This window comes from Leisingera sp. JC1 (assembly GCF_001679925.1).
Classification (GTDB): domain Bacteria; phylum Pseudomonadota; class Alphaproteobacteria; order Rhodobacterales; family Rhodobacteraceae; genus Leisingera.
This window is the reverse complement of the sequence record NZ_LYUZ01000082.1, coordinates 1-26272: the sequence shown is the minus strand read 5'-3', so window position 1 is coordinate 26272 and position 26272 is coordinate 1. Positions and strand designations below refer to the sequence as shown.

Sequence of the window (26272 nt, the reverse complement as noted above, 5' to 3'; positions counted from 1 at the left end):
TATACGTATAGAAAATGGATTGATCTGATGCGAATACTTCATACGGCAGATCTGCACCTGGGGCGGCAGTTCATGGGGTTGAGCCTCGAGGAGGATCATGAGGTCATCCTGGGTCAGATCCTTGAAACGCTTGTGGCCGATCGGGTCGATGTTCTTGTCATCGCCGGGGACGTTTTTGACCGTGCCTCGCCGCCCAATTCGTCGATCCGGCAGTTCAATCGCTTCCTCAAACGCGTGGCAGAGGAGACCGAAGCCGCTGTGGTTATGATCTCTGGAAACCACGATTCTGGCGACCGGATCGAGGCAATGTCTGTCTTTTCCACCGCGTCTCGTGTGCTGGTGCGCGGGATTGCCGGTGCGGTGGAAGCGCCGCTGGTGCTGCGTGACGCGCATGGCGAGGTCGCCTTTTCCGCACTGCCTTTTTCCTATGAATACGCCGCACGCGAGGTGTTCGGGGATGAAAGCATTAGTGCGCCGGCGGAGGTAGTTGCCGCCCAGATCGCTGCGGCGAGGGGGCAGGTGCCTGATGGGGCGCGTTGGGTCGTCGTGGCCCATGCTTTCGTCGCGGGGGGTACGGTCGGCGAGACCGAGCGCGCCCTGACGCGAGTCGGGGGCATCGAAACTGTTCCCTCCGATGTCTTCGATGGGGCGGACTATGTTGCACTGGGGCATTTGCACAAGCCGCAGGAAGTGGGCGCGAGCCATATTCGTTACTCCGGCGCACCGCTCGCCTTCGGTTTCGACGAGGTGGGAAACCAAAAATCCATGACTGTCGTCGATATGAAAGCTGAAGGGGTAGAGATCCGCATCGTACCGTTCCGACCGATCCGGCAGGTTCGCTCGCTTACCGGGGCATTCTCGGATCTTCTGGAAGGAACGCCGTCTGATGACTTCATCCAGGCTATCCTCACGGATGAAAACCCTCTGATCGATCCGATGAAGCGGTTGCGCGCGACCTATCCCAATGCTTGCCATCTGGCCTATGCCCGGCAGGAGCGCGAGGCAGAGACCAAGGCGCTCGGCAGCGGGCGGGCCGCGGTCACGCCGATCGAGATGATTGGCGACTTCGTGAAAGTTGTGCGCGGCCGGGAACCAAACGCCACCGAAGTCGCGATCGTCGCGGAAAAGCTCCACGCAGTAGCCTCCGGGGAGGAGCAGACATGAGACCCATTCGCCTATCGCTTCAAGCCTTCGGGCCATTTGCGACAACCGAGGTAGTCGATTTCCGGTCCGCGCTGGAGACGGGTCTGTTTGGAATCTATGGTCAGACCGGCGCGGGAAAGTCGACGCTGTTTTCGGCGATGTCCTTCGCGCTATTCGGGGCGCCGACCAAGACTGATCAGGAACCACGTTCACTACGCTCGGATCACGCCGCGTCGGATCTACCTACCGAAGTCAAATTTGTCTTTGAGCTGGGCGCCAAGACCTACCTGATCCGTCGTCGTCCGGCGCAGGAACGTCCAAAGGCACGCGGTGAAGGGACCACTGAGGACGCGGCGGAAGCCTCGCTGTTCGACGTCACCGGGATTCCGGTGGACAGTCTTGGTCCGAGTCAGTCTGGCCGTGTCATTGCGGAAAAGAAGGTCTCGCTAGTGGGGCAGCAGGTCGAGGCGCTGCTTGGCTACGGGGCAGATCAGTTTCGACAGATCGTGCTCTTACCGCAAGGGAAGTTCGAGACGTTCCTAGCCGCAAAAACGGATGCGCGGGTCGAGATATTACGTGATCTCTTCGACGTGAAGATCTATCGCGATCTCGCCGCACGGCTGAAAGAAGAAGCCTCAGAGGCAGAACGAGCGTTGCGCGACCAGCGCGCTCTCTACGTGGCTCGACTCGAGGAACGTGGCTTCGAGAGCGCCGAAGCGCTGGAACTCGGGATTGCCGCAGCCGAAACAAAAGTCGAAGAAAAGCAGGCAATTCAGAACGGCGCGGCGATGGCTACCGAAGCCGCGCGTAAAGCTCTGACCGAAGGCGAGCAAATCGAGAAAGCATTTTCTGCTGTCGATACGGCACAGCAGGCATTCGATGATCTAGAAAAGAAAACGGCCGAGGTCGAAGAACTGGCCAAGCGGATTGAGGCTGTCCGGAATGCCATGCAGGCCCGTGATCTTGAGACGGCTTTGCGCGATGCGGAGCAGGAAAGCCGGAATGCGGTGGAGGCTGTCACAAAGGTCGAGGCGGAACTAGACATCGCAACTGGCGCGAAGGAGGTGGCGGGAAAAAAACTTTCTGAGGCACAGTCGGGCGAGGACCGGCGGCAGCAAGTTCAGGCTGACCTGACAAGGTTGGAGGCGATCGAGAACCAGGTCGGTCAAGCAGCGGCTCTTAGAAGCGCGTTTGACGACGCTGCGAAGGACGAAGCTTCAGCGAAGAAGGCTCTGACCAAGGCCATAGATGCCCGAGAGAAGCTCAAGTCTCAGCGCGATGCGACTGATCTGGCGCTTGATCAAGCGCGAAAGACCGAAACGGATCGAGGCCAGCTGACCGTTGAGTTGGCCGAGGTCAACCGAGAAAGGGTCAAGGCAGCGGCGTATGCTAAGGCGCAAGAAGCTGTCGCGGATGCTGAACGAAATGTCAATGAGGCGTCGAACGAACTGGCGACAAGAACTGACGCGGCGCGAGCCGCTGACGCGGACTTGGTAGAAGCGGAGGCACGGCTTTCGCGCACGCAAGCGATCATTCTGGCCGAAAAGTTGACCGAAGGAGCGCCCTGCCCTGTCTGTGGTTCCCATGATCATCCTGCGCCTGCCCATGGTACGCCCGAACAATCCGGTTTGACTGAAGCGTTTCGGAGCGCGCAGGTTCTGGCGAGAACTGCCTCCGAAGCCAGAGTTCGGGCAGAAAGCGAACTTAGCAATTTTCAAATGCGGCTCGACGAAAAGAAGCGGTCGCTGGAGGAACAGGAAAGTCCTGAGCGCACGTTGGTGGAACTCAAAGCTGAAATCGCACGGCTTGAAGGCGACGTCGCCGGGCTTGGAGAAGCGGTCGATTTAGACGCGATGGCGGAGCAATTGGCCCAACTCAAGCTGAAACTGACCGAGGCTGAAACTGCCGAGGCTACGGCGCGCACAGCTGCGGGAAAGGCCGAGACCGCTCTTGCCGGCGCGCACGCCAAGCTGGACACAGTGATCGAAGCTCTGCCGGAAGGTCTGCGCACGCCCGAGGCGGTTGTCGCTCGACGGGGGGCTTTGCAGAGAGAGCAAAGGCAACTCTCTGAGGCGCTGGAAGTGGCGACGCAACAGGACCGAGCCGCCAGTGAAACGCTCACCCGTGCGCACGAGCAGCTTGAAGCAACAAAGCGGGCGCGCGACGCGCAGCAACAGCGCGTGAAAAAGGCCCAAGGTGATTTTGACGCTCGGCTTGCCGAGGTCGGGCTGGACAAAGCGGGATATGATGCTTGCAAGAGCCATTTCCCGACTCTCGACGCCGACCGCAAGAAGGTGACCGATCACCGCGATGGATTGATCGCTGCTCGCACGACATTGCAGAACGCCATAGCCGCTTGCGCAGATCGTGAACGCCCGGATCTTGCCCCGCTTCAGCTGGCGTTGGCAGACGCCACCCAGACCCTGAACGCGGCCAACGCTGCACTTGCCACAGCGAGAACGGATGTATCGTCACTGACCAAATTCAAGGAATCGCTTGCCGCGGCTCTGACCGAAACCGAGCGGCTTGAAACTGAGACCGGTCCGCTCCGGGGGCTGGCTGATCTGGCTAACGGCAAGAACGATTTCAAGATGACACTCGAGACCTTCGCGATCGGAGCAATGTTCGACCAGGTTCTCGAGGCGGCGAATATGAGGCTCGACCCTATGACACGTGGTCGCTACCGGCTAACGCGTGGACTCGAGGCATCTGGCGGTCGCGGCAAGCGTGGGCTCGAAATCGAGGTCTTCGACATCAACACCGGCAAGGCGCGCCCGACAGCAACGCTGTCAGGCGGCGAAACCTTTATCGCGGCACTGGCCCTCGCGCTTGGGCTAGCTGATGTGGTCGAGAGCCTTTCGGGCAAGATCCGGATGGACACAATTTTTATCGATGAAGGCTTCGGGAGTCTCGACACCGAGAATGGGGCGGGCACGTTGGATCAGGTGATCCAAGTTCTTGCTGCGCTGACAGAGGGCAGCCGGGCCGTCGGCCTGATCTCGCACGTCGGGCTGGTGCAGGAGGCTATTCCACAAGGCTTTTACGTGCGCTCGACCCCAAGCGGCAGCCGGGTCGAGGAAAGAAGGGGTATGGGATGACGGACCGCTGGTATTACCGGAAGGCACACACCCGCCGTCTGTCGTCAGGGCGCACGGTATCCGTCCGCGGCGGTTGGGCAGTTCGGGGCGATCGTGAAAGCAAGAGGGGCGCATCGTTCAGGCGGAGTTGTCCAATATGTGGGGCGCTGATCGTAAGCGTGGGCATGCCCAGAGGAGGGTGGGTCCATTTTGAGGGCGGCAAAGGCCTGACACGAATTAAGCACCCTTGCCTGCATCTTGGCGAGGGTCTGAGCAGGCAGCGCGACGAGGACACACCGGATCTTTTCGAAAGCCTGCCATAGCTCGTTGCCGGATCACACAGAGCGATTCTGACTGAGCTGCTCCCCAGAGAGTCCTCATTTATGAGTTAGCTCTGTTCGAGTTTTGGTCTTCGTTTGACCGGTTAGCATATTCGTGCGGTGTCAGGCCAGCGAGGCTTGAGTGCGGGCGGCGGTGGTTGAAGTCATCGCGCCATGCCGCCACTAAATTGCGGGCATGGCGCAGGGTTTCGAAGAGATGTTCGTTCAGGAGTTCATCGCGCATCCGGCCATTGAAAGATTCAACGAACCCGTTCTGCATAGGCTTGCCTGGGGCGATGTAGTGCCACTCGACCTTGCGGTCCTCCTGCCACTTCAGGATCGCATTGCTGGTCAGCTCAGTCCCGTTGTCGCTGACCACCATGCAGGGATAGCCTCTTACCTCGGCGATCTTATCCAACTCGCGACCGACACGGATGCCCGACAGTGACGTGTCGACAACGGCCGCCAGACACTCCCGGCTGAAGTCATCGATCACGTTCAATATCCGGAACCGGCGGCCGCAGGACAGGCTGTCGGATACGAAGTCCAGGCTCCACCGCTGGTTCGGCCCCTGCGGGATGGCCATCGGCGCTCTGGTGCCCAAGGCGCGCTTTCGGCCACCACGTTTGCGCACGGTGAGGCCTTCCTCCTTGTAGATGCGATACAGCTTCTTCCAGTTCACCGACCAGCCCTCGCGCCGCAGCAGAAGATGCAGCCGCCGATAGCCGAAGCGTCGCCGTTCCGACGACAGATCCTTCAGTCGGTTCCGCAGATCAGTATCCTCCGATCGCGCTGGCGGTCGTCGATACACACGCGGATCAATTCCTACCAAAGCGCAGGCCCGTCGCTGCCGGTATCCCTTCTGTGTCATGGCCCAATCCACGGCGCGACGCCGCGCACCGGGCCTTAGAAGTTTTTTCCCAGCATCTCCTTCAGCGTCGAGACATCCATCATCTGCTCGGCCAGCAGCTTCTTTAGCTTGGCGTTCTCGGCCTCCAGCGCCTTCAGCTTCTTCGCATCCGACACTTCCATGCCGCCAAACTTCGCCCGCCATTTATAGAAGGTCGCATCGCTGACACCGTGCTTGCGACACAGATCCTTCGCTCCAAGCCCGGCCTGGTGCTCCTTCAAAATGCCAATGATCTGTTCTTCCGTGAACCTTGATCGCTTCATCGTCCGTCTCCTTTACAAGGAACAGACTAACCCCAAATCGCGGACTTTTTGGGGGAGCAGGTCATGACCAAAACACTTAGGTCGATGTTCAAACCACGACCGTTTGGCGGCATCGATGAACGTAAGTATTGGCGGCAAGCGCTCATCCCTCAATGAACCGAGAAGGTCCCTGTCGCTGGATCTGATCACAACGGTCTAGTCCTTTATCCGCCACATTCTGAATCGTCCTTTTTGCGTCACTTCTCGGATCAGGCCTCGCTCTTCCATCCATGCGAGGTTCCTTTGAACAGCCGCGCGACTTGCGCCAGTTAGGGCCTCCGCCATCGGGGCCGACACCAAAGGCCACTCTGTCAACACAGACCGAAGAGCGGCCGGAGTTCTGCCCGAAAGCTGAGACATGGCTCCTTCCGCCCGAACACTCCATGTTTGGGTACCATCTAGATGGCGCATCGCCGTTAGAATTGCGCTGTTCATCCCATCCAGCCAGCGGGCCAAACGTTCGGGCGGCAAGCCCGAAACACGCAGCCCCCCTGCCCCGCCCATGGCGAGCGGTGCGAAGATGGCGCCGCTTCCATCGCTGGCCGCGATCCGGGACGCGGCGACGGCGGCTTCCATCTGGTCATCGTGCTGTCCGAGGCCGGCCAGGCTCCAGAGATGAAAGCCCATGCAAGCCCGCGTGATCGGGTGGAGCTCGGCTGCTGCAGCCATTACGTCCAACCATCCGCCCGCGCGATCTTCGAAACGCTCAGCGCTGCCTTCAATGTTCTCGGGATCGCGGCGATCCAGGAAGGCGGCCAAGTCAGCCTTCGGTCCGGGACCGCCTGTCAGGCGCCGAACAGCCCATCCAACTCTTGCCAGGGCATTTGGGTCATCCTGTGCACCTGACAGCCGCATCGATATCCAAAGCGCCAGACGATCAGAACTCACCCGATCCCCTGCGAACCAGCTAAGGTCCGCTGCCTCGATAAGAGCGAGGCGATGCCGCCAGCCTTCCGGGCCACGCAGCAGCCGGTCATCCAGAGCACCCAGGCGTCCAGCGACCCGTGCCAGTCGCGCAGCGTGAACGCCCTCTGCCTTTGCCCAGTCTTCGATGACAGCAGTGTCGGGCGGTTCCGCCCGTGGCCCGGGAGGCAAATCATCCGGTTCTTCTTCGAATGGTCCCGGCAGAAACCAGAGATCCTCTTCGTGAGCCTCTTCATCCTCCTCGATGGTGATGAGGGGGTCATTGAAATCATCAGTCAAATCAGATTTTGGAGTCTTCATATGTGCAAAATACTGCTCTTTTGCACATTACCCAAGTGACTTTGTGGCGGTTGCCTTCGCTCTTTATATAGTATGCGCGCGCGACTGCCGGTGGAACCTCTCAGATCGCGCTCAGCGCAAGGAAACCAAGGGTTTCTGGACGAGCGCGACGAGAGAGCATCTACTTGCATTCGTTTACAAACGGTCGTTTATTAGCGATATATTAAATTGCAAACGGCCCGGTTTCATGCCCCTGATTGGCTATGCGCGCGTCTCCACCGAGGATCAGACCCCCCTGCCCCAGTCTGAGGCACTGCAGTCTGCGGGATGCGCCGAGATCTTTGAAGAGCACGCCTCGGGCGGCAATCGCGTGCGGCCCGTGCTTGCACGTGTGCTGGAGCGGATTGGCAAGGGCGACACGCTGGTCGTCGTGCGGATCGACCGGCTTGCGCGGTCTTTGTCGCACTTGCTTGAGGTGATCGAAAGACTGGAGGGCAAGGGGGCGTTCTTCCGCTCGCTCCAGGACCCGATTGACACTGCCTCGCCCCAGGGCAAGTTCACGTTGCAGGTTCTGGGCGCTGCGGCTGAGTTCGAACGCGCTCTGATCCGCGAGCGTACCAAAGCCGGACTTGCCTCGGCACGCTCAAAGGGCCGCGTCGGCGGCAACCCAGGTCTTCGCGCCAAGGACCCTGAAGCGCTGCGCAAGGTGCGGTTGGCACGACAGGACGGCTACATGGAGCGCTTGAACGAGACAGCGCAGGATTGGGTGCCCCATGTACGCCGCCTGCGGCCGGATATGGCCTGGGAAGACGTGCTGCGTATCATCAATGCTCCCCTGCCCCACGACCGCCACTGGACCCAAAGCCGTTTGCTCCGCGCCGTGAAGGCATACGTGGGGGACGGATTCCTGCCCGCTGAAGTGCTTGGACGCGCTGGACGTCGCGAAACCGACGATCGCCTGCCTGCGATTGTCGCCGCAATCAAAGGTGCTGACCCCGAGATCACCTTGCAGGCAATCTGCGACCGACTCGAATCCATGCGTGAGCGCACCCCTCGCGGTCGAACCAGCTGGCAGCCTTCCTCAGTAAGAATGCTGCTGGAGCGTGCAGAGCGCCTCGGCCTTTTGTAGGCGCTAATGGTCGGCAAACCACTCTGTTCGCTCGGCCTAAATCTTCCAGAATCATCGCCTCAATTGGACGAAAACCACGTAAATATCCAACAATGCCTTGGGGTTAGTTCGCGCGAGCAGAAAATATCTCGAATGGTGTCGGCTTCGCCAGACACGGACTTTATCGTTGGCAATCAATGCGTTATCTAGCGCAAGCCCCGCGCGACCAAATTGGTGCTGTGGATAACTTTTCCACTACATCTAGATTCTTCTTGCCGGACTCAGATGTTCGTGGCATTTCCATTCTGACGGCAAAACGCGTCAGACGTGGCTTCGACCGTCAGAACGACAAAGAGCCTTAGCAAAGGCCATGAGAGGCGGCAGAACATGGATGATCGAAATACGGGCTACGCGCAAGGCATAGGCTCTTCCGACATCGGAGCATTCGCAGACAGTCTTGCTGAGTCGCTTGACCGGCAGATGAAAGTTGCGTTCGAGCCAGAAGAGCGCAAGTCCTTGCGCCGCTTCAGCTCGACCGAGGTCGCCGAGGTGCTGCGCGTTAGTACGTCGAACCTGCGCAACCGCCACAAAGATGGCAGCTTCCCAGAAGTTCACACTGACGGTCGCGGTCATAGGTTCTACACGGCCGAAGAAGTTGACGACCTCCGCAGCATTTTGGCGCGGACAGGAAAAAATGCTGACGCGTACAGACCTGGCCGCCGAGACGGCGACCGTCTTCAGGTCATTTCGGTCGTGAATTTCAAAGGCGGCAGCTCGAAGACAACAGCGACGATCCATTTGGCACACAGGTATGCCCTGCGTGGCTACCGCGTGCTTGTGCTGGACCTCGACCCGCAAGCCAGTTTGACGACATTTTTCGGCTTCCGGCCTGAGCTCGAATTTGCCGAAGGCGGCACAATCTACGACGCATTGAGATACGATGATCAGGTTCCGCTCTCGGAGGTCATCCAGAAAACATACTTCCACAAGCTCGACATGGTCCCGGCTGGCTTGATGTTGTCCGAGTACGAAACCGAGACAGCGAATGCCCTTGCGCGCAGGGTTCAGCCGATTTTTGCAGAGCGTCTTGCTCTGGCGCTAGAGGAAGTCGACTCAGACTATGACATCGTGCTGATCGATTGCCCTCCGCAGTTGGGCTTCCTGACATTGACAGCATTGGCAGCGTCCACCGGCTTACTTGTGACGGTCGTCCCCGGCATGCTCGACATCGCTTCGATGAGCCAGTTCCTCAAACTCGCTTCGGAAACGGTCAAAGCCGTCGAAGAGGCGATTGGACGACATGTCACTTGGGACTTCGTAAAGTTCCTGATCACACGCTACGAGCCGTCGGACGGACCACAAACGCAAATGGCCGGGTACCTACGTTCAATCCTTGCGGGCCAAGTCATGACTGAACCGATGCTGAAGTCGACAGCCATTTCTGACGCCGGCATGACTCAGCAAACCATCTATGAGGTAGACCCGAGCCAGCTCATTCGGAAGACCATTGATCGGGCTTTGACCAGCGTGAACAGCGTTGCCGATGAGCTGGAGCAGACAATCCAAATGGCATGGGGGCGTCGCTGATGGCTCGAAATATCTTCAACCAGCCACCGAAAGACGAGAAAGAGTCGGCAGCCCCCTCCCCTGCCCCGGTCAAATCCTCGAAGCTACCTGGCTCGGTTGGCGGATTGCGGGATTCTCTCCGGGAAATCACTGCCAACTCAATCCGAGATATCGAACCCGACCGGATCGATATGGATGGTCTCCGGGATCGCCTGATCCTGGAAGATAGTAGCATTGAAGATCTCGCCGAAAGCATTCGCAAGCATGGTCAGCAAGTGCCGATCATGGTTCGCCCCTCTGACCAACCGGATCGATACCGCATCATCTACGGGCGTCGCAGACTTGCAGCCATTCGAAGAGCTGGTGGAACCGTCAAAGCGATCGTTCGAACGCTCGATGATGATGCTTCTCTGATCGCGCAAGGTCAGGAAAACAACCTGCGGCTGGATCCGTCCTTCATTGAAAAATCTCTTTTTATCAAAGAGATGCAGGAGGCCGGTTACAAGCCTGGCGTCATTCAGGACGCCCTAGGCCTTACCCGGCAAGGTGTGTCGAACCATCGTGTAGTCATCGAGCAGCTGCCTGACGAACTTGTCCGGCTTATCGGCCCGGCTCATGGCGTAGGTCGACGCCAATGGGGTGATCTTGCTGCACTTTCAGAGAAGGTTCCGCTTGTCGACATTGCGCGTGAGACACTTGCCTCTCTGCCTGACACCACTCCAAGCTCGGACAAGTTTCAAGCCGTCTATGTTGCTTGCTCCAGCAAGGCGCGTGGCGCAGCCAACCAAAGCGCCCGTGGCCAAACGACCGTGGTAAAAGACAATAGTGGTAGCCCTGTCGGCACACTTTCAGTCGATGGCAAGTCGATCGCTATCAAGATCACCCGCAAGGACAACCCGGAATTCGGCCAATGGCTCGAAGAGCGCGCGGAAACCACGCTGCGACAGCTTTTTGAACAATGGCAGAATGAGAGAGGCTCGGGGAGCTGATCCCCGGTCATAACCAAAAACACGAGCAGAGGAGAAAGGCGAAGACCAAAAAGAAAAGAGCCCCCCAAGGTTTCCCCCGGAGAGCCCTCATCATCTGATTAGCACCTGTGATGTAGCAATCTCCGACATACCGGTCAAGAGTCACCGATTCGGTGGACGTCTTATTGTTGTCTTTTCTCGCCAAAAACAGCGGGAAGAGCCGGGGAAGTTGTGGGCCGCAACGGTCGTCGTTCAACAAACATGGCATTCACAAAGCTTTCCGTTCAGACCTTTGGCGTCGGCAAGGGCACCCCCGCCACGTCAACACCTGAAACCGACATCTGGGCAGTCTTCCGTGCGCTCAGAGATACTCGCAGCCTATTCGGTCTCCGTCCAGGACATGTTCAAACGCTCCAAGCGATGCTGAGCTTTCTCAAGCCTGGGCATGGAGACACAGTCTTCGCTTCCAACGACGAGATCTGCCGTCGAGTTGGCGGGATCGATGAACGAACCCTCCGTAGGCACATCGATCGCTTTGTTGAACTCGGTTTCATGAAGCGCCACGACAGCCCAAATCGCAAGAGATACCGAGTGAAGTCCTCCGAAGGTCAGTCCATTAGCTATGGGTTGTCGCTGGCTCCGTTGCTCGCGCGTGCCGGCGAACTACTTGCGACAGCCCAAGCGATGGAAAACGCTCGTCGGGATCGCGTGTTTTTGCGAAAGCAAATCCTAACCAAACTTGCTCAGATCGACGAAGCTGACCCCGAGAACGAACTCACTCATCAGGTACGCCGAGTTCTTCGGAGGAAGCTCTCGATCGCGGAGTATCGTGCTTTGCTCGGCGAACTGGAGGCTCAATGCAAACAGATGTCCACCGCGGTGGACGCACCAGAAACAATGAAACTGCCCGCCAATGACGGGCAAACTGTCCGCCACCATTCTAAGTCTAAAAAAGAACAAAAAGATTTAGAAAGCGGGACCAACAGCCAAACACTTCCCCTGGAAACGCTCACAACCGTTTGTGATCAAGCTACATCGTTCGCAACGAACTCACTTAGGAACTGGCACGATGTCGAAAGCCACGCGAGAACGCTCGCTCCAATGATGGGAATCCACGAAAGCACCTTCGAAAAGGCTGCTAGGAAGATAGGCTCTCAAAAAGCATCATGCGCCATCTTCATAATTCTCCAAATGAGCAATCGCATCCGAGACTTTGGAGCGTATTTCCACAGCATCACGCTCGGTCGCAGAGAAACTGACTTCAACCCATCACTGTTGTTGGAGAGGCTTTCTCGTTCTGGGGCAGCAACTGCGTGATGTCCACCGCGGTGGACATGTCGAGAGGTAGAGATGGGCTGTGAAAGGGGTGACGGGAAGTGAGATCGGGAGAGTGGCTTCCGGCGCCCGTCGCGGAGAAGATCTGATGGCGAAATCTGCCCAGAAAGTCACCCTGTCCCCGTCCCGGGACATTCCCTTCGACAAGCTCGTGCTGAGCCAGTCCAACGTCCGGCGCATCAAGGCCGGCATCTCGGTCGAGGAACTGGCCGAAGACATCGCCCGCCGCGGGTTGCTGCAGAGCCTGAGCGTTCGGCCCGTTCTGGCGGATGATGGGTCCGAGACCGGCAAGTTCGAAATCCCCGCTGGCGGTCGGCGCTTCCAGGCCCTGTCTATCCTCGTGAAGCAGAAACGCTTGGCCAAGACGACGCCCATTCCCTGCATCGTACGGGATGCCAGGTCCACGATCCTCGCCGAAGATGACTCGCTCGCTGAGAACATGCAGCGCGTTTCCCTGCATCCGCTCGATCAGTTCCGGGCCTTCGTGGCACTGCGGGAGAAGGGTCAAGGCGACGAAGAGATTGCGGCCGCCTTCTTCGTCACGCCGCAGGTGGTCAAACAGCGCCTGAAACTCGCCGCCGTGGCCCCTGCCCTGCTCGAGCTCTATGCCGAGGACGAGATGACGCTGGAACAGTTGATGGCCTTCACGGTCAATCCGGACCACGAGCGTCAGATTCAGGTCTGGGAGGCGATCAAGTCGTCGTGGAACAAGGAGCCCTATCAGATCCGGCGCATGCTGACGGAAACCTCGGTACGCGCCTCTGACCGTCGGGCCGTCTTTGTCGGGGTCGAGGCGTACGAGACGGCTGGTGGCACCATGTTGCATGACCTTTTCCAGGGCGATGACGGCGGCTGGTTGGAAGACCCTGCCCTGCTCGATCGTTTGGTCAGCGAAAAGCTTCAGGCTGAAGCCGAAGCCATTGCGACCGAAGGTTGGAGGTGGATCGAGGTCTCTCTCGACCTGCCCTATGGCTACAGCCACGGTTTGCGGCGGCTGAGCGGAGACCCGGCGCCGATGACGGATGACGAAGGCGCGGCCCATGCCAAGCTGCTTGCCGAGTACCGGGCGCTCGAAGAGGAATACGAGGGTCAGGATGATTTCCCCGAAGAGATCGACGCGCGTCTTGGTCAGTTGGAAGTCGCGATGGAGAAGCTCGAGGCACGGCCGCTGATTTTCGACGCGGAGGAGATCGCACGGGCAGGGGCTTTCGTGACGCTTGACCGCTATGGCGAGCTTGCCGTTTATCGGGGCTTTGTGCGGCCCGAGGATGAGCCAAGGGCAGACGTCGACGTCCACAGCGGTGAACAGGCAGCAGACGGGCAGGGCGCTGAGCTTTCAGCGGCGAGCAGCGTGGATGGTGTCGGCCATGGCACGGTGATCACCTCTGCTGGTCAGGCGCTTGGCGCCAACGTGCCCGACGAGGAGGACGATGGTGCGGTGAAGCCCTTGCCCGAGCGGCTGGTCATGGAGCTGACGGCGCACCGGACATTGGCACTGCGCGAAGCTGTCGGGCGCTCCCCCGACGTCGCGCTGACGCTGCTGCTCCTGAAGCTGGTCAATGACACCTTCCGGACGTCCAGTTCGGCCGGCAGCTGCCTCGAGGCCTCGGTACGTCACGTCTACATGTCCGCGCAGGCGAGCGATCTGAAGGACAGCGTGGTGGCCAAGCTGGTAGACGATCGTCACGCCGAGTGGGAAGCCGACCTGCCGCTCGGCGACGATGCCGCACTCTGGGATTACCTGGCGTCCCTCGATCAGGCGAGCCGGCTGTGCCTGCTCGCGCATTGCCTCAGCTTCGGGATCAACGCGCTCCATGAGAAAGTGAACCCCTATGGTGCTGGTATCTCCGCCAGCGGTTTGACCAAGCGGATGAACCAGTCCGACTTGGTCGCACAGGCGGTCGAACTCGACATGGTCGAGGCGGGTTGGGAGCCGACGGCCGATACCTACCTGAACCGCGTGCCCAAGGCCCGGATCCTCGAGGCCGTGCGCGAGGCGAAAGGGGAGGGGACGGCGCAACTTCTCGATCACCTGAAGAAGGGTGAGATGGTGACCGAAGCGGAGCGTCTGCTGAAAGGCATCGGCTGGCTGCCGGAGGTTCTTCGCCGTCACGATCTGGCAGAACTCGACGGTGTGGAAGGGCAGGGGGCGTCTGAACCTGTTTCCGACGCCGAGCAGGCCGAAGATGTCGATCTGCCCGCCTTCCTTACGGCGGACTTGCCGAGCACTGAGGCTTCGATGATGGCCGCGGAGTGATCCGCGCCATCCGAGGGCGGGGAAACCCGCCCTCAATTACATAAAACACAACAATATCAATAAGATGAATGCAAGGTGACGCATTCAGGATGAGGAATCATGTCTGCAACCACCATTCTCGACACCGCGCCCCTGGGCGCGCTCATTCGCTACACCGATAGCACACCGAAACCGCCCGCACGGTTCACGAAGAAGCTCGCCGCCTGGGAGCGTTCGAACGGCGTCGGCCGTCTCGTCAAGAAGGAGCCGCCGCGACCCTATCCGACCTGGACGGCGCCGGCGTCGTTTACGCTGCACGAGGGGAATTTCTCTTCGAACGGGGTCATTCTCGTGACGATCATGCGGACGCATTCGGCGGATAGCGCCTTAACCTTCGAGGTTGCTGAGGAACCACAGCCCGGGCAGGTGCGTGTCCTGCTGGATTTCGGCGGCTGCACGGAGCTGCTGCATTTGGCCGAGTCCCTCACGGCCGCCGAGCTCTGGATCGCCAGGGWAGGCTATCGCAACGCGCGGCTGGAGATTGTCGGCGAAGAAGATGCCGGTAGGGCAGGGGACGCGGAACTTGCCGCCTGAGCCTGTAGAATCCAAGGGGCCCGCCAAAGCGCGGGCCTCTCACCCATCACGACTCTGTCCCGCGAGATCGCGGGGCACCATAGGATCCAATCCAACACGGAAGGAGGTCTTCACCCAAGAGCCTGCCCGGGAGGCTGGCAGGCAGCGAAAGCATCAGCGGGACACCCGGCTCCAGTCTGCGGTCGCACCATCCCCCGCTCGCCATTCCCTTCCTTGCCCCGAATCCCGTCTTCGAGATCAACCCGCGAGGGGTCGGACTACGGGCGAGCCCGTGCCGCCGGGTGGATTCGGACGAGCCGAACGCACCCGGTGATGTCAGCCAGTCTTCGGGCCCGCGGGGTCCTGTCGCGCGGGGGATGGTCCTCCGCCTCCAAGCAGGAGCCAAACAGATGTCCCGCAAAGATGCACACGCCTTCGCCGCCTCCCTCGCCGCCACGCTCATGGTCTCGATCGTCGTCTTCCAGGCCGGTGATGGAACCTATGGCGCCGTCCCCGCTGATGAAATCGACGGAGACGAGGTTGTGATCGTCTCGGAATACGATCCCTTCGGGTGAGGCCTTGGCCTCACCTCCTTTGGGCCCCGTGCGCGGTGCAGGTGCGCCCCTTGTCCTATCACCGACAAAGAGATCGGCGATGCCGATCCTAAGAACGTCGGTATGCGACCCGGTGTGAACCGTGATGCTCCCTGATCGCATTGCCTTCCATCGTGACCTCTCCATCGTTCGTGTCCCCTACTATGTCGAGCGTTTGCGCGAAAACGACTGACCAAGCGACGGTGGAGACGGCTCAGTTGGTCTCAAGAAGGCGCGCGATCTCGGCCGCATTGGCCCGGATCCATGCCAAAAGGTCCCGGGTCGCGATGAGACCCGCCTCGACCTTGTCTTGTTCGTCCTCGAAGGGGCGCATCGGGTTCACGCCGGGCGTCCTGGCGCGAATGGAGAGGCTCTGCCCTGCGGTTTCCACTTGATAAGAGGTCCCCCGCAGCAGCGCGCTTGAACGCAACACCGCGACTCGATTTGCCTGCTTCGGGAACTGGACGTTAGTGTACTTCCAGGCTTCTTGTTTTCCAAATTCGTGCCGTAGCCTCATGTTGGGAAGCGCCGAGATATGCATTGCTTCGAAGATGCGTGTGGTCGCCTTGGGGCCATCAGTCGAAGGCCGAACCTTCAAATCGGGCAGGATTTCCGATGCCAACTGCTCGTAGGCGATCCCGAAGTCCTTCTTCTCGGCCACGGTGCTCGCCACCCAGCCACCCGACGCCCGTTTCCCGGCTAGGGCCTCCAGGAGTTCGATCCTCACTGATAGCCGCCGAGACAGCTCCCCTTCGTCGAGATCCAAAAGCCGGCTTTCCAGGAAAGCGATGATCTCCTCGATCGTGACATCTGCCGCGAACGCGCCGTTGTGCTGTAAGCTTGGCATCTTACCGGCCGGGGCGACGAGCACGGCGGCCGCCCTCTTAGGCCCCAGCTTGAGTAGCTGCGCCTGGACCTCGCCGAAATATGACTCGGCTTGGCCGGTTTGGAAGTTGTCGGCGACCTTGCTCTCCAGTAGCACACAGGCTTGCTGATCGCCGCGGGAGAACCAGCCCAACTCTACATCGGTTTGCCGACCGTCGAGGCTGGCGCGGACAGGGCTCTTGCGCACGCGAATATCTCCGGTCTCCGGCGGCAGGAAATCAGCCGTGATGCGGCTCAGAAGCCAGTCGCGAAAGTCGTCGGAGGACGAAAGCTCTTCGACCAGAAAGTTGTCTAGGTCCCTCTCTCGGACGCTGTCCCGATATGCATTTTCGCTTAACATACAACCCTACCTATTCCCTCAATGAAGTGAGGTTTGCCCGGCCCGGCCATCCTGTCAAACGCCGAGGCATCGCTTGCTCATTTTCTCCGAGCAGTACGCTCCAGTCATTTCAAATATAGAGGGTTTCGGGAGGTTCGCGCCGGTGGACGATGGCCAGCAGGCGCGGGCAAGCGGCCAGTTGTGGCGCTGCCTTGGTCAGGTAAGACGCACAGAAACTGATAACCAGCAGTTCCCCGCGTCGATGTCAGAAAAGGGGCCATCGCGTCGCTAATTCCCTCAACGTATTGTTGCCTCACTTGCGATGTTGCCGACCACCAATGCCTTCACGAACCACCGCGGTTTGCGACGTCGGCCAGACCAGGTGGGTGCTGGATGCTCAGAATGCTGGTATCTCGCCGTTTCTGGCGAATGCGCTGTTTTCGTTTTGGAGCCGACAATTTCGGCGAGGTAGTAGCCCTGGTTCTGGGCAAGAGCTTCATCTAAGGCGCGGGCTTCTGCCTTCTGCCAATCTTGATGGGTGGAGATCGCCTTGGCGACGTCCTCCTGAATTTTCGTCAGCTCGCCGAGCGACAGTGCCGCGAGATTGTAATCAGCCATTGGTGCGTGCCGGGTCTTGAATGTTCCGGTATCTATAGCATTTCGCGGCAGGGCCCTGCATTTCCTAGCAGGCAAGGGCAGTGCGACGAGAGCTGGTGATAGCCACTTTGGCCGCTGGTGGGGTGCTGGGCTTTGGGTCAAACAGTCCGATTGGCAAGGGGACATGGTCTGGCATGGGCTCCCCGCATCTCTCTGTCTCTTGGGCCATCCCTTCGACTGACAATCCCCTAATCCCGTTTGGTCTCCTGCGCGCAACCCCGCGTCAGTCCGGGCCGTGTTGGCCGCCGTTGGCGTCCTGCCCGCTCCACCCCGGTCCTCTGGGGGTGTCCGGTGTCCATGCTGTCCACCGTGCACGCGTCGCCCGACGGGCTTTTTCAGGGTCTTGTCGAAGGGACGGTCCCGAAGACAGGAAACACAGGAGCTTATCATGCAGAACATCGTCATCCTCGCCGGCAACATCGGTCAGACCCCCGAAGTCCGCACCACCCAGAGCGGCACCAAGATCACCAACTTCAGCCTCGCCACCTCGCGTCCCCGCCTCTCGGAAGGCCGTGTGATGCGCGACGAGAACGGCTACCGGGTCATGGACACCGAATGGCACCGCATCACCTGCTTCAACGGTCTCGGCAAGACGGTCGCCGAGCATTGCGAAAAGGGCATGAAGGTCCTCGTCCACGGCCGCATCCACTACACCAAATGGATCGACAGCATGGGGAACGACCGCTACGGCTGCGAGATCATCGCCGAGAAGGTCGACTTCCTGAGCCGCCCGAAGTCGGCCGAGAACGAAAACCCCGAGCTGGTCGACCGCGACGACGAGATCCCGTTCTGAGGAACGGGGTCTCCCCTCGAGCCCGGCGGGTTAGACCGCCGGGTTTGCGGGATTGCCGCGAAGCGGCTTAGAGCACAAAGTGCCCTCGCCGGGACGGATGTAACTGCACGCGCATTCGTCCGCTTCGCAGCCCAAGCCAAACATTGGACTTGGTGGAAGGCTACGTCGCCTTGATAGAAGATCCCAGGCTGATAGAAACTGGGGAAGGGGACTACAGAAATGTGCGTTATTGAGACAATTCACTGCAACTAGTATTGGAATATTGGTGCCAAATTGACCGGACACAATCATTACCCTTGGTGCACATGCGGGTGGTGCGTTGGCGGCGGCAACCGAAACGGTGGAGGCGCCAACGCTGCGCCAGTAATAAAGCCACTTCGGCCGGCCTATTCCGAGTATGAAAAGCACCAAGCGACGCAGACGCTGAAAGGCTACGGCGCAACAAGCTACTCTCGCTGCTTCGTTAATCCCAATGCATCCTGCCCAGTCTGCGGTCAGCCCGTCTATTTTTATGCTAATGAAAACGGTAGTCGTGTCTTCTTTGATGAACTCGGAAAGCCTTGGGCAAAGCACCCTTGCACGGACAACGGGCGCCCCGCCTCTGGCTCTGTGCGTGCTCGCCCCTCCAGAAGACCAGTTGCTGAAATCAAAGATATTCTCAGTGCCGAACAAAAGATCGACCAGAGAATACTACCTGTAGGTCGGAAAAAGAGACGAGATTCCTGGAAGCTTGCGGTGGTGGTTGAAGTCCACTTTGCCGACTTCGGGATGGAAGTTCACGTCGAAGACCTTTCAAGCCAAAATCATCAGAAATATCGTTTTTTCATCTACTGTGACCAGCCGCTTTTGGTTGAAGGTGACCTTGTCAGTCGCCGTAAAGAGACGTTCTCATTTCTCCACCCGCAGTCACTTGAAGATACTACCGTTGTCAACGGGGACCGGCTGGTCGACTTCGAAGCGCTGGAAAAGGATATCGACCCTAGTATAATTCCCGGTGATGTTTCAGAGATTTTGCCATCCGAGAGGAGGCACTTTGGGTCAGGAAGCGGCGGAACTGCCAAAGTGTCAGGAACACTACGTTCTGTACTCGAAGATTTCGCCAAGAAGGGGATCGTGGGGCCCAAACTTGTTTCTCACTATTTGAATGAAACAGGCCGTGTGACTGCTGATGGTTCGCCTTGGACTCCCCGCGTTGCCTTTTTTCTGATTGCCCTATCCGGCGTCTCCCAAGAAAAACCGGTTAGGCAAAAGAAACGAACCGCAGGTAGCAAACCTCAGAAGGCTCGGAAACCGCAACCACATGCACGCGCCAAGAAGCGCCCACGTTCATCTGGAACCCTGTCTGGCAATTCGGTTTCGCAATCAGCCAAAAAAACCCACAAGCCACGTTCCGAACCCGCAGCTCGGCTCTCCACCGATGTAGATGAGTGGGCACGTATGCTCTCAAGACTTGGGCGGGTTTCCAGAAAAGACGACGACGGCTGATGATTGCCCGGAACTACGATTGTCCGCATTTCTGCCTTCTAAGCATCTTTCGAGAGTGAAAGGAGTGCCGGTTTCCCGGTGACAGGTTGAAGGCTGGGAGAGTGGCTCCCAGCGCCTGTCACGGAGGAATGCCGATGGGCGTTGTGGAAGTTCTGGATCCGGTTCAGCCGGCGCGGGCTGGTGGCTGGAAAGTGGATGTAAGCCGGGGCGAGCGGAACGGGCGGGTGTCGTCCGAATGGTTCAACCGGCCGGATGACGAGCGGTATCTCTCGCTCGACGATCTCTGGGCCAATGTGAAGGGTCGCTCTGAGCGCAGCCGCAGCCGGGTGGTACAGACCGCCGATATCAGGGTCGAGGCCGCGCGCGACAGTGCAGAGCGGCTGCACTTGGTCCTGCCGAAAGCGCATGAGCCGGTCGCGCCCACGCACTGGGCCTTCGGCCAGCTTGCCAGCATCGTCGGTGCCCCGGCATCCTACCTGCGGCAGCTTCCCGCGCCTCTGGCGGGGATCAACCTGCAATACGGTTTGACCAATCACCGTGCCGAGCAGGTGAAGACCTTCGAGACGGCGGATGGCCGGACCGAACTGCGCGCCGTGACCGGTCCAGACTACGGTCGCATCCATGACTTCGAGCTTGTCGAGGCGGTGCAGCGCATCGCAGGCAATGGCACGGGCGATACGCGCTGGAAGGTGCCGGGTGTGCTGGATTGGTCGACCGGGGTCTACAACCCCGATGTCGAAATCAGCCGCGACACGACTACGCTCTACGCCTCGGACCGCGATGTCTTCTTGTTCCTGGTCGACGATCGCAATCCGATTGAAGCGGGCAAGCTGGCGGACGGCTCGCCCGACCTCTACTTCCGGGGATTCTACTGCTGGAACTCCGAGGTGGGGGCAAAGACCCTCGGCATGGCGAGCTTCTACTTGCGGGCGGTGTGCCAGAACCGGAACCTGTGGGGCGTCGAGGATTTCCAGGAGATCAAGATCCGCCACTCGAAATACGCCGCCTCGCGCTTTGCACATGAGGCGGCGCCCGCGTTGACGCGCTTCGCCAATTCCTCGCCCCAGGGGTTCGTGAACGGCATCAAAGCGGCGCGGCAGCAGATCGTGGCGCGCAGCGACGAAGATCGTGCGGATTTCCTGCGCAAGCGCGGCTTCTCGAAGGCCGAATCCGGCAAGATCATCGAGAAGGTACTGATGGAAGAGGGCCGCCCGCCCGAAAGCATCTTCGACTTCGTGCAGGGCATCACGCGGCTTGCGCGCGACAAGACCCAGCAGGATGCGCGGCTCGACATGGAAGGGCGCGCCAAGAAGCTCCTCGACCGCGTTGGTTGAGGTGGCGACCGGAGGCGATATCGCCTCCGGTCTCTTTCCTGTTTCATCGATCTGCTACTGTGCCCGACACGTTTAGGTGTTGGAAGTACGCGCATGGAAGAAATTGATTGGTCAGATCGTGCATTTTATGATGACGGTGAATGGGTTACCTGGTCGGAAATCGACGAGCAGCTTCGCTACAAGGAGTGGGGCGCTAAATACCCGAACGCGATCAGGTCTATGATCCCATATTTTGAGGATCTCCTGTCCCTCGCGGAAGGCTATCACCTCGAGACCGGCCTTCACCTCTCTGTCTACGGCGATATCGGTGAGCTGTTCGGTGCTATCACGTACGGTATCAAGCTGAACAAGACCTATGCCCAGGGTGCTGACGGAAGACTTGGCAATGATCATGTCGAGGTCAAGACCATTACGCCATTCAAGACAAAGGATGTGGTTGTGGTCGATACAAATGGGCATTTCAACAAGCTCTTGGTTGTAAAGATCAACGAGGATTTTCAGGTCTCGGGTCGGATGATCGACCGAAAAGATCTTCCAAAGCGCGAAGGGCGCTACTTGCGGGTTCGATGGGGCGATTTACCAACGCCGAAATGATCGGCTCGATCAGCGACAGAGAGTCCGAGGGGGCGGTTTGGTCTTTGACGGTTTGAAGCGGGGAGAGAGGCTCTCCGCACCGTCGGAGATATGCCCATGTTCGACCTTACTCTCCAAACTCAGCCGGAAACACAGAAGACAGGTTTGCCGCCGAGCTTCCTGACCGTTTCTGCAGATCAAGACTTGCCGTTTGCACTCACGACGGCTTGCCATGTGCCCGCGGCTCTCATGTCCGGGCAGGCACACCCCAAGGTACTGGAGCGGTTTGCAACGCTGGCCGACGCCATGCAGGGGGCAATCGTTCACGCCGAAGATATCACTCCTGAAGAGGCGCCGCGCATCCTGGCGATCCTCGATCGGGAGGGCCGCCTCGTTCTGGCCGGCGCTACCTGTGATGGCGGGGTCGCCTGGTGCCACCCGGTCTCGGATGCCGCCGAAGCCCGCGCCATCGTGACCGAGGCCAGCCAGACCCGCGCGCAGGCCATGCGGGCGGCCGAGTGGCATGAACATGGCCTCGCGCGAAGGCTGCGGCACCACGCCGATCTTCTCGATGCCCGTCTTGTCGATCCGCTCTGGCGCGCCTTCGCGTCTCGCGCCCTGCAGATCGCGGCGTGACGTCCAAGAGTCAGAGACGGGCAGGGGAGGATGTGAACCTACGAGTACGAGAGAGAGCCTCGGGGTTCATATCCTTTCCCTCATTCCGGAGTTTCCAATGTCCAAGATCGAACCCACCCTGGCCGCGCCGATGGCGCCGTCCAGGATTGATTTCGCTGCCGTGCTGGCCCGGCAGGCCGAGCGCGACGTGCGGATCGCAGCTTTGCGTCCGGCCAACAAGGAGCGCCTCTTCGATGGCCTGACTGCCGCGGGCATCACCCATGTGACCGTGAGCTTTGACGGCTATGGCGATAGCGGCCAGGTTGAAAGCATCGAAGCCTACGCTGGCGAGACCGAGGTTGCTTTCCCCAAGACCGAGATCGCCTATGCCGCATTGACCTGGGACGTCCCGGAGGTCGAGATGCGGGCGCTTTCGCTCGAAGATGTCGTGGAGCGACTGGCCTACGACTTGCTCTCCGACGCCCATGGCGGTTGGGAAAACAACGACGGGGCCTACGGCGAATTCTGCTTCGACGCGAGCGCTCGCACCATCCACCTCGAGTTCAACGAGCGCTTCACCTCGTCCGAACTCTACACACACGATTTCTGAGGGGGCGGCGATGGCACATCCGTATCACCACGCCCTGTCTGCGGTGAAGAAATGGGGCGGCACGGTAGAGGATTACCTCGCCGTGCATTCCTGGTTCGACCAGAGCAAGGAGATCACAGCCGATTTTCGGCACCGGGCGTTGCGCCACCATGCCGAAGGCATCTTCATGGCCGAGACAATCTTTGGTCCGACGCTTACGCTCTCGACCGGACGCAGCATCCCTACCCGGTGGGTCGGCGAGCAGCATGTTAAGGAGGACCTCGGCTTCATCCCGAGCTTCGCCGATTGGGTGAAGGCCATTCGGCCCGAGCCTTGGATGGGTCGGACCGAACGGATCGAGGCACAGGTCGATCCGTATCTCGCTTCGCCCGTGGTCGAGGTCATGTGACATGACCGATCCCACTTATCGACGTCTTGGCTTGCCGCCGGCCGCTTCGCGACTGGCAGTGGTTCGCGCGGCGGTCCGGGCGCTACACCCCGACACGCGCGCTGTTTGCAGTCTCCGGCTGGCGCGCAAGCGCTTCTACCGGCAGATGCTCTGCGCTCATGCCGCACGACAGGCGGCGGGCGACACGCCGACCGGCTGATCGTTCCCAACTACCCCTTCATCCCAATCGATCGCCCGGCCTCCTGGCCGGGTCTTCCCCATTCAGGAGGTCCCCATGGCGGATTACTTCACCCATTTCTCGTGCCTGCTCGACGTCGGCACTCCCGACAAGGCCACCCGCGCGATCGCGCTGTTTCAGGATCTGCGCGCTGCGGATCAGGACGCCGACGACCCGGTTGTCGCGGGCTTCGATCTCGTGCACCAGGATGCCCCCGAGGGCAGCAGCCTCTGGATCCATGACGACGACCACGGCGATGTCGAAGCCGTCATCCGCTTCGTGCTGCGGCTCGCCGACGACCTCGACCTCACCGGCCTTTGGGGGTTCCAGTATGCTCTGACCTGCTCTCGGCCGCGGCTCGACGCCTTTGGCGGCGGCGCGCATGCCATCGATCTCGGCGCTCGTAAATCCTTCGGCTGGTCCAGCACGCAAGAATGGTTGGTCGCGGCGCTGAACGGGGAGGACGTCGATGCCTGAGATCATCTGCACCACCGTCTACCAGTTCCCCGAGCTCTCGGATGCCGCCAAGGAAAAGGCGCGTACCTGGTATCGCGACCTCGGACCCCACGACGACTGGTGGGACGCGGTCTATGAGGATTTCGAGCGGGTCTGCGAGATACTCGGCATCAGCCTGAAGACCACGCCCGTCCGCCTGATGGGCGGCGGGACGCGCCAAAAGCCCTGCATCTGGTTCTCCGGGTTCTGGAGTCAGGGCGACGGGGCCTGTTTCGAAGGATACTGGTCCCACGCCAAGGGCGCGGCCGCGCGCATTCGGGACTACGCGCCCACGGACGCGACGTTGCACGGCATCGCCGACCGGCTGCAGGCCATCCAGCGGCGGAACTTCTACCAGCTCGCCGCCGAGGCCAGCCACCGTGGTCGCTACTACCATGAATACACCATGTCGGTGGACATCACGCGGGACAGCGCGACCTGGCAGCCGCCGACTGAGGACGCAGAAGAAGTCGTGACCGAGGCGCTGCGTGATCTGGCCCGCTGGCTCTACCGCCAGCTTGAAGCCGAATACGACCACCTCACCTCGGACCAAGCCATCGAGGAGGGAATCATCGTCAACGCGTATACTTTCACGGAAGGAGGGCGGCGGTTCGGGTGATCCTGCCGAGTCACTTATTCCCGTCGATCCACTTCGACATGAGCCCCTTGTCGCGGAAGCATTCGTCCGGAACGGCGCGCCGTTTGATCCGGGCGAGTTTCTCAGCGAAGGCTACCTGCTTGGACGTGGGCAGCCGGTCCATGTCCGATACCGGCTTGAGCTGGGCCTGAGCCTCGATCCAAGCGCTCAAAGATCGCCGGTCTTGCTGAACCTCCCAGGGCAGGAGCGTCCGGTTGCGCAGGGCGAGCAACCGCGCATAGGCAATCTGCTTGGGTGTTACGGGCAGGGCGTGCGTGGTGATTTCCATGGTGGAACCCCCTTTCTGGCTTGGTTCTGAATATAGAACATAACAGGAACAAAATCAAGCAAAGCATCGGGAACGCCTTGGTGCGAGAGGGAGAGAGGGGCCGGGAAAGATCAGGCCTGAAGGTGCCCGAGAGAGGGTGTCCGGGCCTGATCCTATCCTTCATTCCGGAGATTCCCGATGACCCATCTTGCCCCTGTTGCGCAGGCGTCCTTGCCTGCGCCCGTTGTTCCGTTGGCAGCAAATCCTGCCCCTGCGATCGTTGCTGTTGCCGAAGCGCTGCAGCCTGATCTGGCGCAAGGGCTTCAGATCGACGCGCTGCGCCTGCGCCGCGAGATGGAACATGCCTTTGGCAGTTCCGATGCGACCGGTGCCTGGGACTGGAAGCTCGCCTATGAGGCCGGCGAGGTGGCGCTGGTTCTGTTCTTGCGGAAATTCGGCCGCGCCCTTCTCGCCCGGGCGGGCTCGCCTTCGGCGCTGTTGCCCATCCTCGCCAAGGTGGCAGGTCTCTTGCCCACGCATACGCGCCGCTCGGAAGAGATGGAGCGCTTTCAGCAATTCAGCACGCCCTTGCCCATGGGACTCGCGGCACTGGTTGCCGCACAGGTCCAGCCTCACGAGCTGGTCCTCGAACCGTCCGCCGGGACCGGGCTCCTGGCGGTCCTCGCCGAGATCGCCGGCGGCACTCTGGCTCTGAATGAGTTGGCGGACACCCGCGCCGACCTTCTTCGCTTGCTGTTCCCGGGTCGACCGGTCACGGGGTTTGATGCCGCGCAGATCGACGATCATCTCGATGTCTCCTCAAGCCCGAGCGTCATCCTGATGAACCCGCCCTTCTCGGCCCAAGCCAATGTCGATGGTCGGTCGACCGAGGCGACGGCCCGGCATCTGCGCTCGGCCCTCGCGCGTCTGGCCCCCGGCGGACGGCTCGTCGCCATCACCGGAGCCGGTTTCGCGCCGGATGCGCCTGCCTGGGCCGAGACCTTCGGCCGTCTGACCGAGACCGCACATCTGGTGTTCTCCGGCGCGGTGTCGGGCGCAGCTTTCGCCAAGCACGGCACCAGCTTCGAGACGCGGATTTCTGTCTTTGACAAATGCCGCCGCGGCGAGCCGGGCGGCATCACCGCCGACCTGCGCCAGCCCCTGTCTCCGGACGTGGCGCATCTGATGTCGCGGGTCACTGCAGAGGTTCCGCCGCGCCTCGAACTGGAACAGGCCGTAAATGCGGGTCTGTTCCATTCTTCCCTCTTCCCGGGAAGTCCTGCCCGCGCCACACACACAACCACCAGCCGATCGCGCGCGACCTCTGCGGCTCAAATGGCGAAACCCGAAACGCCGATTGAGGCCGAGGAACTGGACTACGCTCTCCGCGACGCCGCCGAGGACGAAGACTCCGCACGGCTGTCCGACGCGATCTACGAGACCTTCCGTCTGCAGGCTATCGACATCCCAGACGCCGCATCGCACCCGACCAAGCTTGTGCAATCGGCGGCCATGGCCTCTGTCGCACCTCCGAAACCCACGTACCGCCCCAAGCTGCCCCCGGCCGTCCTGCGCGACGGCCTGCTGTCCGACGCGCAGGACGGCCGGGGGCAGCTTGGGGCTGCTGTCCGACGCGCAGGACGGCCGGGGGCAGCTTGGGGC

At 60.3% G+C, this 26272-nt stretch carries 25 protein-coding genes; 20 read left to right on the top strand and 5 right to left on the bottom strand.

Annotation, left to right across the window (positions count from 1 at the left end):
- Positions 1–27 precede the first annotated feature (27 nt).
- Together A9D60_RS09690 and A9D60_RS09685 are read left to right on the top strand one after the other, a co-directional pair.
- Positions 28–1164 (top strand): exonuclease SbcCD subunit D, encoded by a 1137-nt coding sequence (locus A9D60_RS09690; protein ID WP_065267393.1) that lies wholly within the window; start codon positions 28–30, stop codon positions 1162–1164.
- The gene (locus A9D60_RS09685) at positions 1161–4241 is read left to right on the top strand and encodes an AAA family ATPase (RefSeq protein WP_065267392.1); all 3081 of its coding nucleotides are present in this window, start codon (positions 1161–1163) and stop codon (positions 4239–4241) included. The genes A9D60_RS09690 and A9D60_RS09685 overlap by 4 nt, the downstream gene beginning before the upstream one ends.
- A gap of 360 nt (positions 4242–4601) precedes the next feature.
- Here the strand turns inward: A9D60_RS09685 and A9D60_RS09680 are convergent.
- Together A9D60_RS09680 and A9D60_RS09670 are read right to left on the bottom strand one after the other, a co-directional pair.
- A protein-coding gene (locus A9D60_RS09680) for an IS3 family transposase (RefSeq protein ID WP_141117882.1) occupies positions 4602–5713 on the bottom strand; the annotation gives its coding sequence in 2 pieces (ribosomal slippage) (positions 4602–5464 and positions 5464–5713; 1113 coding nt in all).
- Between the two features lie 195 nt (positions 5714–5908).
- A complete protein-coding gene (locus A9D60_RS09670) occupies positions 5909–6976 on the bottom strand; it encodes a hypothetical protein (RefSeq protein WP_065267390.1) in 1068 nt (355 codons plus the stop codon).
- A 226-nt stretch (positions 6977–7202) separates the two neighbouring features.
- Here A9D60_RS09670 and A9D60_RS09665 point away from each other — a divergent pair, with 226 nt between their 5' ends.
- The 7 genes from A9D60_RS09665 (at position 7203) to A9D60_RS26555 (ending at position 15316) form a co-directional block, all read left to right on the top strand.
- Complete coding sequence (locus A9D60_RS09665) at positions 7203–8084, top strand: recombinase family protein (RefSeq protein ID WP_065267389.1); 882 nt, start codon at positions 7203–7205, stop codon at positions 8082–8084.
- A gap of 366 nt (positions 8085–8450) precedes the next feature.
- On the top strand, positions 8451–9650 hold the full coding sequence (gene repA, locus A9D60_RS09660; RefSeq protein ID WP_065267388.1) for a plasmid partitioning protein RepA: 1200 nt from the start codon (positions 8451–8453) through the stop codon (positions 9648–9650).
- Positions 9650–10618, top strand: a complete 969-nt coding sequence (gene repB / locus A9D60_RS09655; RefSeq protein WP_254656660.1) for a plasmid partitioning protein RepB — start codon at positions 9650–9652, stop codon at positions 10616–10618. Before repA ends, repB begins: the two co-directional genes overlap by 1 nt.
- A 240-nt stretch (positions 10619–10858) precedes the next feature.
- Entirely contained in the window at positions 10859–11914 is a 1056-nt protein-coding gene (repC, locus tag A9D60_RS09645) for a plasmid replication protein RepC (protein WP_065267385.1), read from the top strand.
- A 106-nt stretch (positions 11915–12020) separates the two neighbouring features.
- On the top strand, positions 12021–14189 hold the full coding sequence (locus A9D60_RS09640; RefSeq protein WP_065267384.1) for a ParB/RepB/Spo0J family partition protein: 2169 nt from the start codon (positions 12021–12023) through the stop codon (positions 14187–14189).
- Between the two features lie 99 nt (positions 14190–14288).
- Complete coding sequence (locus tag A9D60_RS09635; protein WP_065267383.1) at positions 14289–14762, top strand: hypothetical protein; 474 nt, start codon at positions 14289–14291, stop codon at positions 14760–14762.
- A 389-nt stretch (positions 14763–15151) separates the two neighbouring features.
- Positions 15152–15316 (top strand): hypothetical protein, encoded by a 165-nt coding sequence (locus A9D60_RS26555; RefSeq protein WP_009574204.1) that lies wholly within the window; start codon positions 15152–15154, stop codon positions 15314–15316.
- Between the two features lie 232 nt (positions 15317–15548).
- Here the strand turns inward: A9D60_RS26555 and A9D60_RS09630 are convergent, their stop codons facing one another.
- Positions 15549–16559: a hypothetical protein gene (locus tag A9D60_RS09630; protein WP_065267382.1), complete on the bottom strand. Its 1011-nt coding sequence runs from the start codon at positions 16557–16559 to the stop codon at positions 15549–15551.
- Positions 16560–16835: 276 nt separating this feature from the next.
- Complete coding sequence (locus A9D60_RS09625) at positions 16836–17156, bottom strand: H-NS histone family protein (protein WP_065267381.1); 321 nt, start codon at positions 17154–17156, stop codon at positions 16836–16838.
- Positions 17157–17583: 427 nt separating this feature from the next.
- Between A9D60_RS09625 and A9D60_RS09620 the strand changes: the two genes are divergently transcribed.
- The 10 genes from A9D60_RS09620 to A9D60_RS09585 all read left to right on the top strand — a co-directional run bounded on the left by A9D60_RS09620 (position 17584) and on the right by A9D60_RS09585 (position 24324).
- Entirely contained in the window at positions 17584–17988 is a 405-nt protein-coding gene (locus tag A9D60_RS09620; protein ID WP_008335991.1) for a single-stranded DNA-binding protein, read from the top strand.
- A gap of 609 nt (positions 17989–18597) precedes the next feature.
- Positions 18598–19473, top strand: coding sequence for a hypothetical protein (locus A9D60_RS26045; RefSeq protein WP_175392928.1), 876 nt, complete (start codon positions 18598–18600; stop codon positions 19471–19473).
- 134 nt (positions 19474–19607) lie between these two features.
- Complete coding sequence (locus tag A9D60_RS09615) at positions 19608–20807, top strand: DUF932 domain-containing protein (RefSeq protein WP_065267380.1); 1200 nt, start codon at positions 19608–19610, stop codon at positions 20805–20807.
- A 93-nt stretch (positions 20808–20900) separates the two neighbouring features.
- The gene (locus tag A9D60_RS09610) at positions 20901–21401 is read left to right on the top strand and encodes a hypothetical protein (RefSeq protein WP_065267379.1); all 501 of its coding nucleotides are present in this window, start codon (positions 20901–20903) and stop codon (positions 21399–21401) included.
- Positions 21402–21497: 96 nt separating this feature from the next.
- Positions 21498–22016 carry a DNA repair protein RadC gene (locus tag A9D60_RS09605; RefSeq protein ID WP_065267463.1) on the top strand — a complete coding sequence of 173 codons (519 nt, stop codon included), beginning with the start codon at positions 21498–21500 and terminating at the stop codon, positions 22014–22016.
- Positions 22017–22113: 97 nt separating this feature from the next.
- Complete coding sequence (locus A9D60_RS09600) at positions 22114–22605, top strand: DUF6878 family protein (protein WP_065267378.1); 492 nt, start codon at positions 22114–22116, stop codon at positions 22603–22605.
- Between the two features lie 10 nt (positions 22606–22615).
- Positions 22616–22993, top strand: a complete 378-nt coding sequence (locus tag A9D60_RS09595) for a DUF6915 family protein (RefSeq protein WP_065267377.1) — start codon at positions 22616–22618, stop codon at positions 22991–22993.
- Between the two features lies 1 nt (position 22994).
- The gene (locus A9D60_RS25460; RefSeq protein WP_083194141.1) at positions 22995–23192 is read left to right on the top strand and encodes a hypothetical protein; all 198 of its coding nucleotides are present in this window, start codon (positions 22995–22997) and stop codon (positions 23190–23192) included.
- A 75-nt stretch (positions 23193–23267) separates the two neighbouring features.
- Positions 23268–23687 carry a hypothetical protein gene (locus A9D60_RS09590; protein ID WP_065267376.1) on the top strand — a complete coding sequence of 140 codons (420 nt, stop codon included), beginning with the start codon at positions 23268–23270 and terminating at the stop codon, positions 23685–23687.
- Positions 23680–24324 (top strand): antitoxin of toxin-antitoxin stability system, encoded by a 645-nt coding sequence (locus tag A9D60_RS09585; protein ID WP_065267375.1) that lies wholly within the window; start codon positions 23680–23682, stop codon positions 24322–24324. The genes A9D60_RS09590 and A9D60_RS09585 overlap by 8 nt, the downstream gene beginning before the upstream one ends.
- 10 nt (positions 24325–24334) lie before the next feature.
- On the opposite strand, the gene A9D60_RS09580 is transcribed toward A9D60_RS09585, so the two are convergent.
- Positions 24335–24631, bottom strand: coding sequence for a hypothetical protein (locus tag A9D60_RS09580; RefSeq protein WP_065267374.1), 297 nt, complete (start codon positions 24629–24631; stop codon positions 24335–24337).
- A 177-nt stretch (positions 24632–24808) separates the two neighbouring features.
- On the opposite strand from A9D60_RS09580, the gene A9D60_RS09575 reads away from it, so the two are divergent.
- On the top strand, positions 24809–26272 hold a 1464-nt coding region (locus A9D60_RS09575; RefSeq protein ID WP_254656659.1), incomplete at its 3' end, for a strawberry notch-like NTP hydrolase domain-containing protein.